The sequence below is a fragment of the Chitinophaga caseinilytica genome, from assembly GCF_038396765.1.
Lineage (GTDB): Bacteria > Bacteroidota > Bacteroidia > Chitinophagales > Chitinophagaceae > Chitinophaga > Chitinophaga caseinilytica.
Window position 1 is genome coordinate 5,228,108 of sequence record NZ_CP150096.1, and the last position, 13,494, is coordinate 5,241,601.

Consider the following 13,494-nt stretch of genomic DNA (forward strand, 5'->3'; position numbering starts at 1 on the left):
TGTCGGTTTTAACGGGTTATCCAATTGGTGTAAAATTTTTTGAGCACGAGGCTGTAATTCCAGCCTTTGTTGTCTTTCGTATTGGTTTCGTAAAGGCAATAGATAATGTTGCCGGGGCCGGCGGCCAGGTCGCTGTACCCGGCGGCACCGGGGTCGAGGACTTTGGAGACGGGCCAGGTCTGCCCGTTGTCGAACGAGGCCTTGGCCACGAGATTCTTCCGCGGATTTTTCTCGATGTCTTTACTGTCCGGGTTCACGAACACCAGCGCGTTCTTTCCGTTGGCAGACGAGACGCTGACGATGGAAGCCATACAGGTGGGATCGAAGAGCTCCTCCGCAAAGCGGACTTCGCTCCAGTCCGAAATCCCGTTGGCGCTGACGCTGAAAGCGCGGCGCTTCACGGCCGACGGGCTACGGATGCTCATGAGCACTTTCCCGTCGGGCAGTTGAACGGGCTGGCTTTCGTTGGGATTGGAAATGAGGGCGGAACTGTCGGCCACGATGGCGCCGCGCTCCCAGGTTTTGCCGTAATCATCGCTGTACACGGTGGTCATGCAGGAAGGATGATGGCTCCTGCGGGGCGTGAGCTTCCGGGAATCCGCCAGCCAAACGGCCGACAGCAGCCTTCCGTTCTTCAGCTGGATGCCGTGCCCCGGGCCGGGCGCCAGTACTTTCCAATCGTATTCGGGCTTGAAGCGGTCGAACACGGGCGTGATGTCCCGGGGTTTCGACCAGGACTGCCCGTCGTCTTCGGAAGAAATATAAAACGCGTCTTTATAATCTTTCTGGTAAAGCAGATGCACCGTCCCTCGATCGTCTACGATGGGAACGGGATTGCCCACCGGCCCTTGTTTGAAGCTATCGAGCACATGGATGGGGCTCCAGGTCTTCCCTTCGTCGGTGCTCCGGCGCAGCGCCAGGTGCATATCCGCCCAGTCGCTCGCCGTGCCGATGCGTGCTTCGCAGAAAGCGAGCAGGGTATGCTTTTTAGTGACCACCAGCGCGGGGATGCGCATGGAAGCGTACAATCCGCCCGGCTCAAAAACGACGTGCGTCTCCTCCGCCGGCGGCTGCGCCACGGGCCGCTGGGCGCTGCATGCCGCGAGCCCGATCATCGCCATGGCGGCCGCTATCGGTAAACTTCGGTTCATTCTCATATATCCGTTTCTTTATTTAATGTTGGAAAGTGCGACCGTCCGGAAAGCGATGCCGTTGAAATATTTCGCGAGCCCGCCTTCAAACAGCAGCCCGATTTTCGAATCGTCCAGCATCACGAGGTCGGAATAACCGGAAGGCCCTTCGAACACGAGGTTTTTCTTGTCCCATTTCGCCCCGTCGTCGCCGCTCATGCGAACGGTCATATTCGTGCGGGTGGTGGCGCCGGGGTTCGAAAAACAGCCGGTGGCTGCCTTTCACCATGGCCGACAGCAGGGAGCCCTGGCACACGGGGTCTGTCAGCATCGCTTCGTCGTATGCCGCGCCCCAGGTGAGGCCGCCGTCGCTGCTGATGCTGGCGAGGCGTTTGTAATCGTTGCCGCCTACGCGCATGTTGAGCATCAGTCTACCGTCAGACAATTCCGCCACGGTGCTTTCGTTCGGGTTGAGGCCGGAGATCTGCGGCACCTTGCCGCCCAGTTTCCAGGAAGCGCCGGCATCGTCGGAGTAAATTACGTGGGAATTCCCTCTTCGCCCCGCTCCCACTTCCATATAATCGCACGGCACCACCATCCGGTTTTTGTATTCGCCCTGTGTGATCTGGATGCCGTGGCACGGCCCGGTGGCGTACCAGCCCCATCCGGGGGCTTTTACGGTGGTGGTGATTTCCTTTGGCGCGTCCCAGGTATTGCCGTTGTCTGTGGACGATGTGAGGTACACGCGGCGGGTGTCTTTGCTGGTACCGGCGTTGATCTTGCCGATATCGTCGTGCCCGAAATTCCAGGTCATGAGCAGCCGGATGGTACCGGTATTGCGGTCTACCACGGGGGCCGGGTTGCCGCAGGTGTTGTCCGCATCGCTCCAGACCAACTGCAGCTTGCTCCAGGTTTTACCGGAATCGAGGGAGCGTTTCATGACGAGGTCGATATCGCCTTCATCGCTGCAATCGTTCTTCCGGCCTTCCGCGAACGCCAGCAGCTGGCCGTTGTTGGTCATAACGATGGCCGGGATGCGGAAACAGCTGTATCCTTCCGTTCCCTGCTGGAATACGTAGGGAAGCACGGTAGATGGCGGCTCGATCTTCGGGAAAACCTTCTCCTGCCCGTCGTTGCAGGCCAGCGCCATCGGTGCGATGCAAACGAGTGCCAGCAGCTTTTGTATATATTTCATCTGGATGATTTTATGGTTGATATCCTTCCGTTTGTTTGATGTTGGGATTGTTGGCGAGCACCGTGCTGTTGAGCGGCCAGAAAAGCGGCGTGGTCTTGCCGGCGAGGTTGGGCACATACTGGTAGATGTCCAGCGTACCGCCTTTGTGGAACCGCACGAGGTCGAACCAGCGCTTGTTCTCGAAGAACAGCTCGCGGCCGCGCTCGTTGAGGATTTCCTTTTCGAGGCTCAGCTTGTCCGTAGCGCCGGAATATACACCGGTTGCGGTACGGGCGCGCACTTTGTCGAGGTACAGTTTGGCGTTGGCGCCATCGTTCAGCGCGGCGTACGCTTCGGCTTTCAGGAGGAAAATATCGGCCAGTCGCCAGAGCACCACGTCGTTGTCAGACACGCGATCATCGAGGTACCTGGTGCCGGGGAGCTTGTTGATCCAGGCTACTTTCGGGCCGGTAGCCTGCATTTCCACCACCCAGGTGTCGCGGATGCGGACGTCGTTGGCGTTGGTGAACAACGCGCGGGAAGCCGGGCTGATCTGATAGGCGCCCTGGCCGTTGACGGAAGTGGCCGTCCAAGGAAGGGAATCCTTGTTGAGCGCGCCTTTGATGCCTTCTTCGAACGGTAGCGCATTTTTGGCGTAATTGCCGCCGGGCGTTTCGTCGCGGTGGTAATAAGCGGCCATGAGCACTTCCGGGTTATCGGCGGCGCGTTTGCCGGCTACGTCCGCGAAATCGGCGTTGAGGCGAACGCCGGTGGTTTCGATCTCGCTGATGGTTTCCACGGCCAGTTGCAATGCCGCATTCCCGCCGCCGAGCACTTTGGCTTTCCATAACAGGGCGTCTGCTTTCAGCGCCAGCACCGATCCGTAGGAGAAGCGATAGCGGGAAGGATAGGCGGTTTTGGAGAATTTGGAGGATGACCGGTACAGTTCCAGCGAAGCTTCCACATCGGCCAATACCTGCGTCATCACATCTGCTGCCGGTGAACGCGGCAACTGGGGCACATTTTCATCTACCACCGCTTCCAGCATGATGGGCGCATCGCCGATCACGCGCAGGAGGTGATAATAGAACCAGGCGCGCTGCGCGTAGGCTTCGGCCTGGATGGTCTTTTTCAGATCGGGATCGGAATTGAAAGGAAAGGGCTGTATTTTCTGCAGCAGCAGGTTGCAATGCCCGATGCCACGGTACCATTCGGCGTAGTTCACCGCGCCCGACGTGGGCGACAAAGTATGCGACCAGGCCACGGTAAACCGCGAGTTCAGCGCGGAAATCAGTTCCTCGCTCCGTTCCGTGCCGTAGGTGATGTTGTTGGCCAGACTGCGGACCACGGTGTAAATACCGATCACATTCGGTTCGAAATCGCCCTCATCGCGGAAATACACTTCATCCGTGATACTGGATTGCGGCTTCACTTCCAGGATGGCATCGCAACCGGAAAGGAGGAACGCGGCCGTGACGGCAGACCAGATTCGTATCGTCCATTTTTTCATAACTCTGTGTTAATTCGTTAAGCAATCAAAACTTCAGGTTGGCACCCAGCGAATACTGGCGCGGGCGCGGATAACCGCCCGGATCGAAGCCGCTGTACACCTCGGGATTGAGCCCTTTGTAAGCCGTCAGGTAGGCCACGTTGTACACGGAGGCATACACATTAAGGCCGGTGGAGCGGAACTTTTTCACCCAGGTGGAAGGGAGATCGTACGACAGCGTGATTTCCCGCAGCGCCAGGAAGTCGCCCTTCTGGAACATGACAGACACATCGGAATTGTAGCTGCTGTTGTTGCCGAGGCTCCCGTTGCGGAGGTAGTTGCGTTGCCCGAAATCGTAGTCGGCGAAAGAGAAGCGCGCATATTTGCGGCCCGCATCGCCCTGGTTCTTCCAGACGTTTTCTGCGAGCGCTTCGGAAGGCGCGCCTTCGTTGAACGCCCTGCCCTGCCCCATCGAGCGGGCCAGCGCGCCGTTGCTGATCATATGCCCCATGGCATAGTCCGCATTCACGCGGAGCGAAACGCCTTTATAGGAAAACGTGTTTTGTATCCCGCCGATCTTGTCGGGATTGCGGTAGCCGATGAACACCTGGTCTTTCATGTCGATGATGCCGTCGTTGTTCACATCCTCGAAAATGAAATCCCCGCCGCGCTTCCCGACGATGATGCCCTGCGGCGACGCCAGGTTGTCCTTGATCTTCGAGTTCCAGGCCGCCGCTTCCGCGTCTGTCGCGAAAACGCCGAGCACGTTGAAGGCATACACGCCGTAAGGCCGCTCGCCTTCCGCCAGTCCACCCGCTTCTACGAGCTGGCCCGTGGTTTTGTCGAACACCATATCGCCGCCCTGGCGGTTCTTCGCGCGGCCATTGTCCGGCAATTCGGCGATGGTGGTGCGGTTGAACGCGAAGGAGAAGTTCGTGTTCCAGCTGAAATCCTTGTTTTTGATGATATTGGCGCCGATTGCGATTTCGATGCCCCTGTTGCGGAGGGCGCCGTTGTTGTAGGCGATGGAGGTGAAGGGCGATTCCGACGGGAGGGGCTTGGAGGTGAGGCGGTCTTTCGTCAGCTTGTCATACACGTCTACGGAAAGATTGATCCTGTTCTTGAACAAACCCGCTTCCAGCGCAATGTCTGTCGTAACGGTAGACTCCCAACGCAGCCGCGGATTGGCCAACCCGGATCGCACTACGCCTGCATAAGTAGCGTATGCCACACCGGTATATTCACCGTAGGTGTCCACGATGCTCAGTCCGCTCAGCCCGGCCATGCCCCAGCTGGCGCGCAGTTTCAGGGCGCTCACGGTATTGCTGCTCCAGAAGTTCTCCCGGTCGATGTTCCAGCCGGCGGAAATGGAAGGGAACAGCGCGTACTTGTTTTCCGGCGCGAAGTTCGAGAAACCGTCGTACCGCAACGTGCCGCCCAGCATGTATTTCGCTTTGTAATCGTAACTGAACTGACCGAAAAGGCTCGCGGAGCGCGATTCTCCCAATGCCGTCCGGAAATCCGCCACGTTGGTGGTGGCGTTGCCGTTCACCGTCGTCAACGGCGGTTCGTCGATCGTGTAAATGTAATCCGTGATGGCCCTTTGCGAGCCCATATCCTTGGAGTGGTTGGTATTGCGGGTGAAGTTCATGCCCGCGAGCACCGTCAGCCGGTGATCTTTATTAAAATCCGTATCGTACTGCAACACCTGGTCGAGCATCAGTTGCCGGGAGTTGTTGGTGTAATCGTCTTTCCAGCGGCGCATGGATGGCTGGATCTCGTCCGGCGGTGTGGCCCTGCGCATCGTCAGTTCCTTGTAATCGTCGATCACGTAAGAAAGCGAAGGTTTCCAATGCAGGCCTTTGACAATGGTCAGATCGGCCGCCACGCGAGATACCACGCGTTCCGTAGACGTACGGATATCGTCGTATTCCAGCGTGTGGAAACGGTTGCGGACCGTCCAGTTCTCACCGGTGGTGGGCTTTCCATCGTCTTTGAACGTGCGGATCAGCGGTGTGATGCGGATCGCGCGGACCAGGTCGTTCTGGTACGCATCCACATAATTCGGTTTGGTAAACTGGTAGTTGACCATGAAATCCAGCCGGAGCCTGTCCGACGCCTGGTACCCGAAATTGCCCAGCGCGTTGTAACGCTTGTAGCGCGTGCCCACGAGGATGCCTTTCTGATCGGTATACCCCATCGAGAAGTTGTAATCGGCTTTATCGGTGCCGCCGGTCAGCGTCACGTTGTCGGTATTGGATAGCCCCGTGCCCCAGAGTTGTTGCTGGTATTGGTTATCGGCATACAGCAGTTTGGTGCCGGGATTGATGGGATCGTCCATCACGCGCCAGCCGCGCTGCAGCAGGTTGTCTACGTACGCCTGTCCTTCCACCTGCACGATATTGTCGTACAGCGCCGTGAGGTACATGCTTTTGCCGTAATCGCCGCGTTTGGTGAACGGGCGCGTGCCGGCCGAGAACCCGCCATTATATAAGAGGTTGTTCTTGTCGATGGCGTCGGAGGTATTGGCCACCGTTACACGGGCGAGCCGGAGATATTCTTCGGCGGAAAGGTAATCGTAATCCCGCGCCTGCGTTTCCCAGGTGCTGCGGTGCGACAGCGTAATGCTGCCCCGCGTGTTCATCTTCCCTCTTTTCGTTTTGATGACGATAACGCCGTTGGCGCCGCGCGCGCCGTAGATGGCGGTGGAAGCCGCGTCTTTCATCACCTGGAAAGATTCGATGTCTTCCGGGTTGATGTCGTTCATCGTGGAGCGGAAAACACCGTCCACTACGATGAGCGGGTTGCTGCCGTCAGACGAGCCGATAGACGCGCCGTTGTTATTGCCCAGCCCAGCGCCGTATACGTTGGGTTTGGTGCCGCCGCGGATGATGATGTTGGTGGCCCCGATGCCTGGTTGGCCCTGCGTGATGGGGATCGACACACCGGCGATTTTTCCTTGCATGGATTGTACCGGGTTGGGGTTGGGATTGTTCTTCAGTTCCGCTACGTCCAGTTTGGAAATGGCGGCGGTGTTTTTGCGGGTCGATTGCTCGGTGTAGCCGACGATGAGTACTTCGCCAAGTTGGGAGGATGTTTCAGCGAGGTCGACGTTGATCTCGTGGCGATTGCCCACTGTAATTTCTTTCAAGGCATAGTTCATCATTCTGAACACGAGCGTTTCCGTGGCGGCGGCCTGTAGTTTGAAGCGGCCGCTCCCGTCTGTAACGGTGCCCCGCGACGTGCCTTTGACGGACACGCTCACGCCGATCATGGGCTCGCGCGATGCGGAGTCGCGCACCATGCCCGTCACCGGCGGGTCGCCGGCCTGGCTGAACCCCGGCAATGCGGTCAGCAGCAGCAGGAAGCAGCAACATAATCTTAGCAATGTCATGTGTGGAAGTTTTGTGTACATGTGATTGAATGAAAAGTCCGCCCCGCCCCCGTTCTCACAGTGGCGGCAAATGCCAGGCCTTACCGCTCATTTACAGGCAGTACGGCCGCCGGGCGGCGGTGGTTGAATAAAATAATGGTGGGAGGACGCTACAGTTCCTCTAACGCTGGAATACAGTTGATCATAACGTTCATGTCCTATTTAGTAGTTATGTTCTACATATTAAAAGTAGGGATTTTTAACAAAATCTAAGTATTAATTTTTGTGAACGGTAAAAAAAGCGAAAAAAAGTCCGCCGGTTCCGGCGGACTTCCCATTATTTCGATTGGCTGAGCTGGTCGAGATGTGGTTGCAGGTGCGAAGCACACCGTCTTTAAACTCCTGTTGTCCTTTGGAGGACTTCCCATTATTTCGATTGGCTGAGCTGGTCGAGATGTGGTTGCAGGTGCGAAGCACACCGTCTTTAAACTCCTGTTGTCCTTTGGAGGACTTCCCATTATTTCGATTGGCGGAGCCGGTCGAGATGTGGTTGCAGGTGCGAAGCCATGCCGTCTTTAAACTCCTGGACGTCCTTTTGGGAGGACTTCCCATTATTTCGATTGGCGGAGCCGGTCGAGATGTGGCTGCAGGTGCGAAGCCATGCCGTCTTTAAACTCCTGGACACTTCCTTTTTTGAGGATGCGCACCAGGTCTTTGTGCGTGATCTTTCCGGACACGTATTGCTTGTTCTCCAGTTTCATCACATATCCGAAAACGGGGAGCAGCAAGGTCTGGAAGCGTTTCATCGTTTCGTTGCCGGTCATCTGGTACAACTTGCCGTGGAAGGCGATTTCGTTGTTGATCCGGAAGCTGTCGCCCTTGGTTTCGCGGGCAACGATGTCTTCCAGTTCGGCGATGTCTTGCGGGGTTTTGTGGATGAACAGCAGGTCGGCGATGCCCATTTCGAGAACGAGCCGCAGCTCGAAGAGGTCTTGCAGCGTAGATTCGTCGATGATCTCGGGCGTCAATACCTTTTCGAAGGTGCCCATGATATCGGGGTTGCTGATGACCATGCCCGTTTTCTTTTTCGTTTCGATGATGCCCAGCATCTTGAAGCGGCTGAGCGCTTCTCGGACCACGTTGCGGCTCACGCCCAGGGCGGCGGCCAGTTCCAGTTCCGTGGGAAGGGGGTCTCCGGGCTTGAAGTTCTCTTTGGCGAAATACTCGCGCAGGCTCACTTCTACGCGCTCAGCCATGGATTTGGCGGCAATCGGTTTGATACCGTTCAGCATAAATTTTGTTTTTGTACCACAAGTGAACAAATATACTCAATTGCCGGGGATTCTTATCGATAACGAAAAATTCTCCCGCGCCGAAAGGCCAGTTCATCCAATTGGATTAATTTGCAGCCTCTTCCAATATCTATGAAACGGATCTTACTGATTTTTGCCAGCTGCATCGCGCTGCAAGCGCAGGCACAGCAGCTTTCTCCCTCCACTTCCGACATGGCCGGGCTTTCCCGGGCCATCGGGCAGGATTTTCGGGAGCGTGACAGTTATACCGCCAAACAATTGAAACGGCAATTAAAAGGCGCCGAAGATAAAATCCCGAAAGCGGCAACAGATCTCGCCACTTTCATGGAACTGGCCACCGCCGCGTTCGAGATGTTCGGCAACCCGAAGAACCTCGCCGACTATCTCCGCGAAAACGGCATAGCCGATACCCTCGCTTCCCGCATTTCCGAATACGCTTTTTACCTGCATTCCCTCCGCCTGCCGGCCGATGCGAAACAGGCTTCCGGTTTTGGTTATGGCGTGAAGATGTACATGGATACCGCCCGCACGGGGTACTATATCGTTACCATCATGCAACCCCGGATCGAACTGCGGAAATACGCGGCAGGATCGGAACAACCCCTCCACGTCATTTCCGGCCGCCTTACCGGCAATGCCGTAGTACCCGATGTGCGCGATACTACGCTGCGCCTCTTCTTCCTCGATGGTGTTTTGGGTGAATACAATGGCAGCAACGTTGCGCAGGAATACTTCGAATGCAGTCCACAGGGCGCATTTACACTCTCCAACACCGTTTCCGCATTCGACGGCATCATCCCCGAAGATATCCCGACAGCGGTGGCGCAATTGCAGCACATCAAAAACGAGGAGCCTCCGTACTTTCCCGGGGGGATGCCGCACTGAACGAATACCTGCGGAAAAACACCCGTTACCCCGAAGCCGCGCGCAGAAAAGACGTAACGGCCAATATGACCGTATCGTTCGTGATCGGCCCCAATGGAAAGGTCAGCAATGCGAAAGTGATGGGCGAGCCGAGAGGTTACGGGCTCGATGAAGAAGCCCTGCGTGTCATCAACGCCATGCCCGACTGGCTGCCCGGCCGTCAGAACGGACAGAACGTGGCCGTCCAGTTCCGGATGCCGTTGCGTTTCGGGATTTAAGGATATTTAAGGACCGCGGGCGCCGCGGTCCTCTTTTTTGCCGGAACGGATCATTTGGCTTACATTTGGGTACATCAGCCCGGAGCAACCCGTCAGCAGATTTAACGAAACATCAGCCCCCAAAACACGAAACCCCGGCATTACCCTTCGCACATCGCAGACCGATAAAAATTTGATCACCGCCTCCGCCGGGGGCGCAACCTGTTTTGCCATGCGCAGCATCCGCCGCAATCCGAACAACAGTTCGCGGAAACCCTCCGCCCAGCCATCTTTCTTCAATCCGCCGCAGGCTTCATCTACCCAGCACAAACTGGCAGCAACAGCCGGAAAGGGTGAGCCCATCCCCGCCCCCACCCGCCATTTCATGGAAAACGCCTTCGGCGCCGATTTCTCCAACGTCCACATCCACACCGGCGCATCCGCCGCGGAACTGAACGGCGACGTGCAGGCCAAAGCCTTCACTTACGGAAGCGATATCTACTTCGACCATCAACAATACCAACCCCACACGCCCGAAGGCCAGCACCTCCTCGCCCACGAACTGACGCACGTCCTGCAACAGGGCAACACCGCCAAAAGGCGCATCCAGCGGGCGGATATCCATCACCGCAAACTCACCTGGGCCGATTTCACGGCAGACGTCCCCAAGAAAACGACCGGGTTCGAAGCCGCCACGAAATCGGACATCGAAGATTTCGACGTATCGAAATACCCTTTCAAAAAACTCACCGAAACGGAAAACGGCACCTCTTTCCAATCGGGCAAAACGGTGACCGATTGCGAGAAAGGAAAAGACAAAGACAAAAAAGCCGCCGAACATCCAGAAAAATACAAAGCCTATAAAGTGAACATCGAGGGCGATACGAGCAAGCTCAAAGTGAAAGCCTACATGCGGCAGGAAGAATCCTGGGCCAAAAAATGGCTGTACGACCCCAAAGAGCGCGAAGCCCACGCCGATACGTTCGTGCCCGCCTGCGAAAGCCAGTTCAACAAAAGCCAGACGTCTTCAGAAAAAGCGTGCGACAACGACGTGAAGGCCTGCGCCGCGGAAATGAAGAAAAAGAAGCTCGCTTCCTATAAAATCTACAACACCACCGTCACCGATCCGGCCGATTGCGGGAATATCAAGCCCAATTGCGTGAAAGACCGGATGAGCAGTGTCAAATATCAATGGAAAAACCATAACAACGTGAAAGTGGAAGCGTCTAAGCTCGGCGACTGCAAAACCTCGTTCAAGAAAGGCCTCATCAATACCGGTCTGGCGGATTCCAGCACATCGCTCCTCAACCACGAGCAGCGCCATTTCGACATCACGCACCAGGTGGCCGAAAAAATCAGCACCGAAATGCAGACCCTCGCCTCCTCGTTCGCCACGAAGGAAGTGGAAGCCTGCGGAAAAGGAAATGCGCTGGCCGCTGCCGAAAAGGAGCTGAAAAGCCAGCGCAAAAAGCTGTCAGACAAAATGAAAGCCATCCGCAAAACCCTCGGCACTTACCAGAAAAATTACGATAACGAAACCAATCACAGCAAGGTGGTGAAAGCGCAGGATTGGTGGAACCGCAATATCGACACGGGTTTGCCGAAATCGTCCGGGGTGAAGGACAAGTTCATCTAATCATTCCCCTTCACGATCTGCATGATCTTCAATTTGTCGATGATCAGCAGGAGGATGAAGGCCGATAATGTGGCGAAAAACACGATGCCCAGCAGGATGCAATAGTACTGGATCGTCCATTCCAGCGCCACTTTCACGCGTTGCAGGAAAGAAATCCCCTGTTTCGCTTTCCCCTCGTACATTGAGAATTTCACGGTACAGAATTCGTTGTCGGCATTGAAATCGCCCAGCTCCACGCCCAATTCCTGGAGTTTGGATTCTATCTCGAGGATTTTATCGTGCAGCGACACGAAATCGCCCACTTCGCCGCCCTTCGACTTCAGCTCCATCAGCGAAGTCCGCGTATTTTCCAGCGACGCTTTCCTGGCGTTCAGCTGCCGGAACTCGTTGGTCTTATCTTCCTTTACCACAGACATGGAACGGATTTCCCCGATCTTTCGGACTTCCGTGTAGAAAGAATCGAATGCTTCCGGCGCGATGCCGATGAGCAGGTGCAGTTCGCGTCCGCCTTTGAGCCCGTCGGCGTTTTCGTACTGGATCACGCCTTTGAATGCAGCGGTTTTGGAACGGATGGTCTGATCGTCTTTCTCGAAATCGGCGGAGCGCGACGTTACTTCCGCCGTTTTCTCGTATTTCTGGGAACTGGCCAGCGAAACGTCTGCCAGTTGCACCATTGCAGGAGCGAGCTTTTCGGAAGCGTAGTTTTTCCGGATGTTGGCGAGCCCGTCGAAGAAGCCGCTGCGGGAGTTGGAGCGGGCGGCCGAGGGCTCCACATAACCCAGAACGATCCGGAAAATAAAGAGCGCGGCAAAGCCGGCGATGAACCAGCGCCCGAGGCGCCAGGCGCGTTTGAGGAAAGGTGATTTCATGGAGGGATGTTATTTCAAGTGTATAGGATGTGGGGATCGAAAAATTCCATAAAAGACATCACCGGTCCTTCGCATCGGCGATCATGGCTTCGAAAAACCAGGTGATCCCCGCCGCAGCGTACCCCAGCAGCCGCGAATCGTCTCCCAGTTCGGACGATACGATCTGCGTCTTTTCCCGGATCTGCGTCATGCAATACGTATTGATCGCCTGCTGCATGGGCAGGGTGATGTATTGCCGCGCCGCCGCGATCTTCCCGCTCAGGATCACCATTTCCGGGTTGAACAGCTGGATGAGGATGGAAATGCCCTTGCCGAGGTTCGTCCCGATGTTGGACAACAACTGGATGGAATACTGGTCGCCCTTGTTGGCCGCGCGGATGATCAATTCCGTTTCGATGCGGTATATTTCTTTGTTGGACAGGTCGTTGATGATGGAGTTCTGTCCCGACAAAATCCCTTCCCGCGCCATTTTCGACAACGTCATCCCCGACGCCACCGTTTCCAGGCAGCCATATTTGCCGCAATAGCACAGTTCCCCGTTTTCGACGAAAGGCATATGCCCCATTTCCCCCGAAAACCCCGAACTGCCGTGCTGCACCTTTCCGTCCATGATGATGCCGAGGCCGATACCCCAGTCCATAAGGATCACCAGTACATTCTTGCGGCCGATGGCGTGGCCGTACCGTAATTCGGCGAGGGCGGAACCTTTCACATCGTTCTGGATCACTACGGGCATGCCGAGTTGCTGTTCGAAGGCTTCGCGCAGGGTGAGGCCGTCGGTTTCATCGAGGAGGTAACTGTAGTTTTCGCCGGAGATGGGGTCGATGAGCCCGGGCATGCCCACGGAGCAGCCTACGAGGCGGGATTCTTCGATTTTGGCGGTGCGGATGAGGTCGCGCACATGTTCGATGAGCGTTTCGAAGAAGGCTTTCCGGTTGCGGGAAAGGGCCACAGGCACGGTTTTGACGGGCGTTACGAAGTGGTTGTTATTGTCCACGATCGCCATGCTCGTTTTGAACAGTTCTATATCGATGCAAATTTCGAAGATCACGTTGCGCTGGAGGCGGAAAAGGTCGGGTTTGCGCCCGCCGATCGATTCCCCGACCCCGCGTTTCTCCACGATCTTCTCCCGCGTCAGCTCCGCCAGCATTTTGAAAACCGTAGGCGCGCTGATGCCGATGGTATCGCAAAGGCTCGAGATGGACGAGGGGCCGTTGGAGTACAGATGTTGCAGCAACCTGTATCGCAACTGGATTTGCTTTTTGCTCAAAGTCGGGTCCATCGCGAAAGGTTCGCGGTTTAACAAATTAACGTTCATATGACCTGCGTTTTCCGGTTCACTACAAATCTTTGAAAAATTTTTTAATGAAGTCACTAATTTCTATTAAA

Annotated in this window: 10 protein-coding genes; 3 read left to right on the forward strand and 7 right to left on the reverse strand. The window is 56.1% G+C overall.

All coding sequences use genetic code 11. The annotated features are described in order from the left end of the window. Positions 1-8: 8 nt before the first annotated feature. The 5 genes from WJU22_RS21495 to WJU22_RS21515 all read right to left on the reverse strand — a co-directional run bounded on the left by WJU22_RS21495 (position 9) and on the right by WJU22_RS21515 (position 8,458). A complete protein-coding gene (locus WJU22_RS21495) occupies positions 9-1,157 on the reverse strand; it encodes a sialidase family protein (protein ID WP_341840230.1) in 1,149 nt (382 codons plus the stop codon). 79 nt (positions 1,158-1,236) lie between these two features. Beyond that, positions 1,237-2,325, reverse strand: a complete 1,089-nt coding sequence (locus WJU22_RS21500) for a sialidase family protein (protein ID WP_341840231.1) — start codon at positions 2,323-2,325, stop codon at positions 1,237-1,239. Between the two features lie 10 nt (positions 2,326-2,335). Further along, complete coding sequence (locus WJU22_RS21505) at positions 2,336-3,814, reverse strand: RagB/SusD family nutrient uptake outer membrane protein (RefSeq protein WP_341840232.1); 1,479 nt, start codon at positions 3,812-3,814, stop codon at positions 2,336-2,338. Positions 3,815-3,839: 25 nt separating this feature from the next. Next, a complete protein-coding gene (locus WJU22_RS21510) occupies positions 3,840-7,187 on the reverse strand; it encodes a SusC/RagA family TonB-linked outer membrane protein (protein WP_341840233.1) in 3,348 nt (1,115 codons plus the stop codon). Positions 7,188-7,777: 590 nt separating this feature from the next. Further along, a complete protein-coding gene (locus WJU22_RS21515) occupies positions 7,778-8,458 on the reverse strand; it encodes a FadR/GntR family transcriptional regulator (RefSeq protein ID WP_341840234.1) in 681 nt (226 codons plus the stop codon). A gap of 132 nt (positions 8,459-8,590) precedes the next feature. On the opposite strand from WJU22_RS21515, the gene WJU22_RS21520 reads away from it, so the two are divergent. The 3 genes from WJU22_RS21520 (at position 8,591) to WJU22_RS21530 (ending at position 11,236) form a co-directional block, all read left to right on the forward strand. Next, positions 8,591-9,364 (forward strand): hypothetical protein, encoded by a 774-nt coding sequence (locus WJU22_RS21520; protein ID WP_341840235.1) that lies wholly within the window; start codon positions 8,591-8,593, stop codon positions 9,362-9,364. A gap of 65 nt (positions 9,365-9,429) precedes the next feature. Continuing rightward, on the forward strand, positions 9,430-9,621 hold the full coding sequence (locus tag WJU22_RS21525; RefSeq protein ID WP_341840236.1) for a TonB family protein: 192 nt from the start codon (positions 9,430-9,432) through the stop codon (positions 9,619-9,621). 211 nt (positions 9,622-9,832) lie between these two features. Then, complete coding sequence (locus tag WJU22_RS21530; protein WP_341840237.1) at positions 9,833-11,236, forward strand: DUF4157 domain-containing protein; 1,404 nt, start codon at positions 9,833-9,835, stop codon at positions 11,234-11,236. Here WJU22_RS21530 and WJU22_RS21535 read toward each other — a convergent pair. Together WJU22_RS21535 and WJU22_RS21540 are read right to left on the reverse strand one after the other, a co-directional pair. Further along, on the reverse strand, positions 11,233-12,105 hold the full coding sequence (locus WJU22_RS21535; protein ID WP_341840238.1) for a DUF4349 domain-containing protein: 873 nt from the start codon (positions 12,103-12,105) through the stop codon (positions 11,233-11,235). The genes WJU22_RS21530 and WJU22_RS21535 overlap by 4 nt on opposite strands. 58 nt (positions 12,106-12,163) lie before the next feature. Further along, positions 12,164-13,423, reverse strand: coding sequence for an ROK family transcriptional regulator (locus WJU22_RS21540; protein WP_341840239.1), 1,260 nt, complete (start codon positions 13,421-13,423; stop codon positions 12,164-12,166). Positions 13,424-13,494 lie beyond the last annotated feature (71 nt).

What these genes read in the sequence shown, in the direction of transcription:
- WJU22_RS21495 (WP_341840230.1), bottom strand. Translation starts at nt 1,157, where the DNA reads ATGAGAATGAACCGAAGTTTACCGATAGCGGCCGCCATGGCGATGATC.
- WJU22_RS21500 (WP_341840231.1), bottom strand. Translation starts at nt 2,325, where the DNA reads ATGAAATATATACAAAAGCTGCTGGCACTCGTTTGCATCGCACCGATG.
- WJU22_RS21505 (WP_341840232.1), bottom strand. Translation starts at nt 3,814, where the DNA reads ATGAAAAAATGGACGATACGAATCTGGTCTGCCGTCACGGCCGCGTTC.
- WJU22_RS21510 (WP_341840233.1), bottom strand. Translation starts at nt 7,187, where the DNA reads ATGACATTGCTAAGATTATGTTGCTGCTTCCTGCTGCTGCTGACCGCA.
- WJU22_RS21515 (WP_341840234.1), bottom strand. Translation starts at nt 8,458, where the DNA reads ATGCTGAACGGTATCAAACCGATTGCCGCCAAATCCATGGCTGAGCGC.
- WJU22_RS21520 (WP_341840235.1), top strand. Translation starts at nt 8,591, where the DNA reads ATGAAACGGATCTTACTGATTTTTGCCAGCTGCATCGCGCTGCAAGCG.
- WJU22_RS21525 (WP_341840236.1), top strand. Translation starts at nt 9,430, where the DNA reads ATGACCGTATCGTTCGTGATCGGCCCCAATGGAAAGGTCAGCAATGCG.
- WJU22_RS21530 (WP_341840237.1), top strand. Translation starts at nt 9,833, where the DNA reads ATGCGCAGCATCCGCCGCAATCCGAACAACAGTTCGCGGAAACCCTCC.
- WJU22_RS21535 (WP_341840238.1), bottom strand. Translation starts at nt 12,105, where the DNA reads ATGAAATCACCTTTCCTCAAACGCGCCTGGCGCCTCGGGCGCTGGTTC.
- WJU22_RS21540 (WP_341840239.1), bottom strand. Translation starts at nt 13,423, where the DNA reads ATGAACGTTAATTTGTTAAACCGCGAACCTTTCGCGATGGACCCGACT.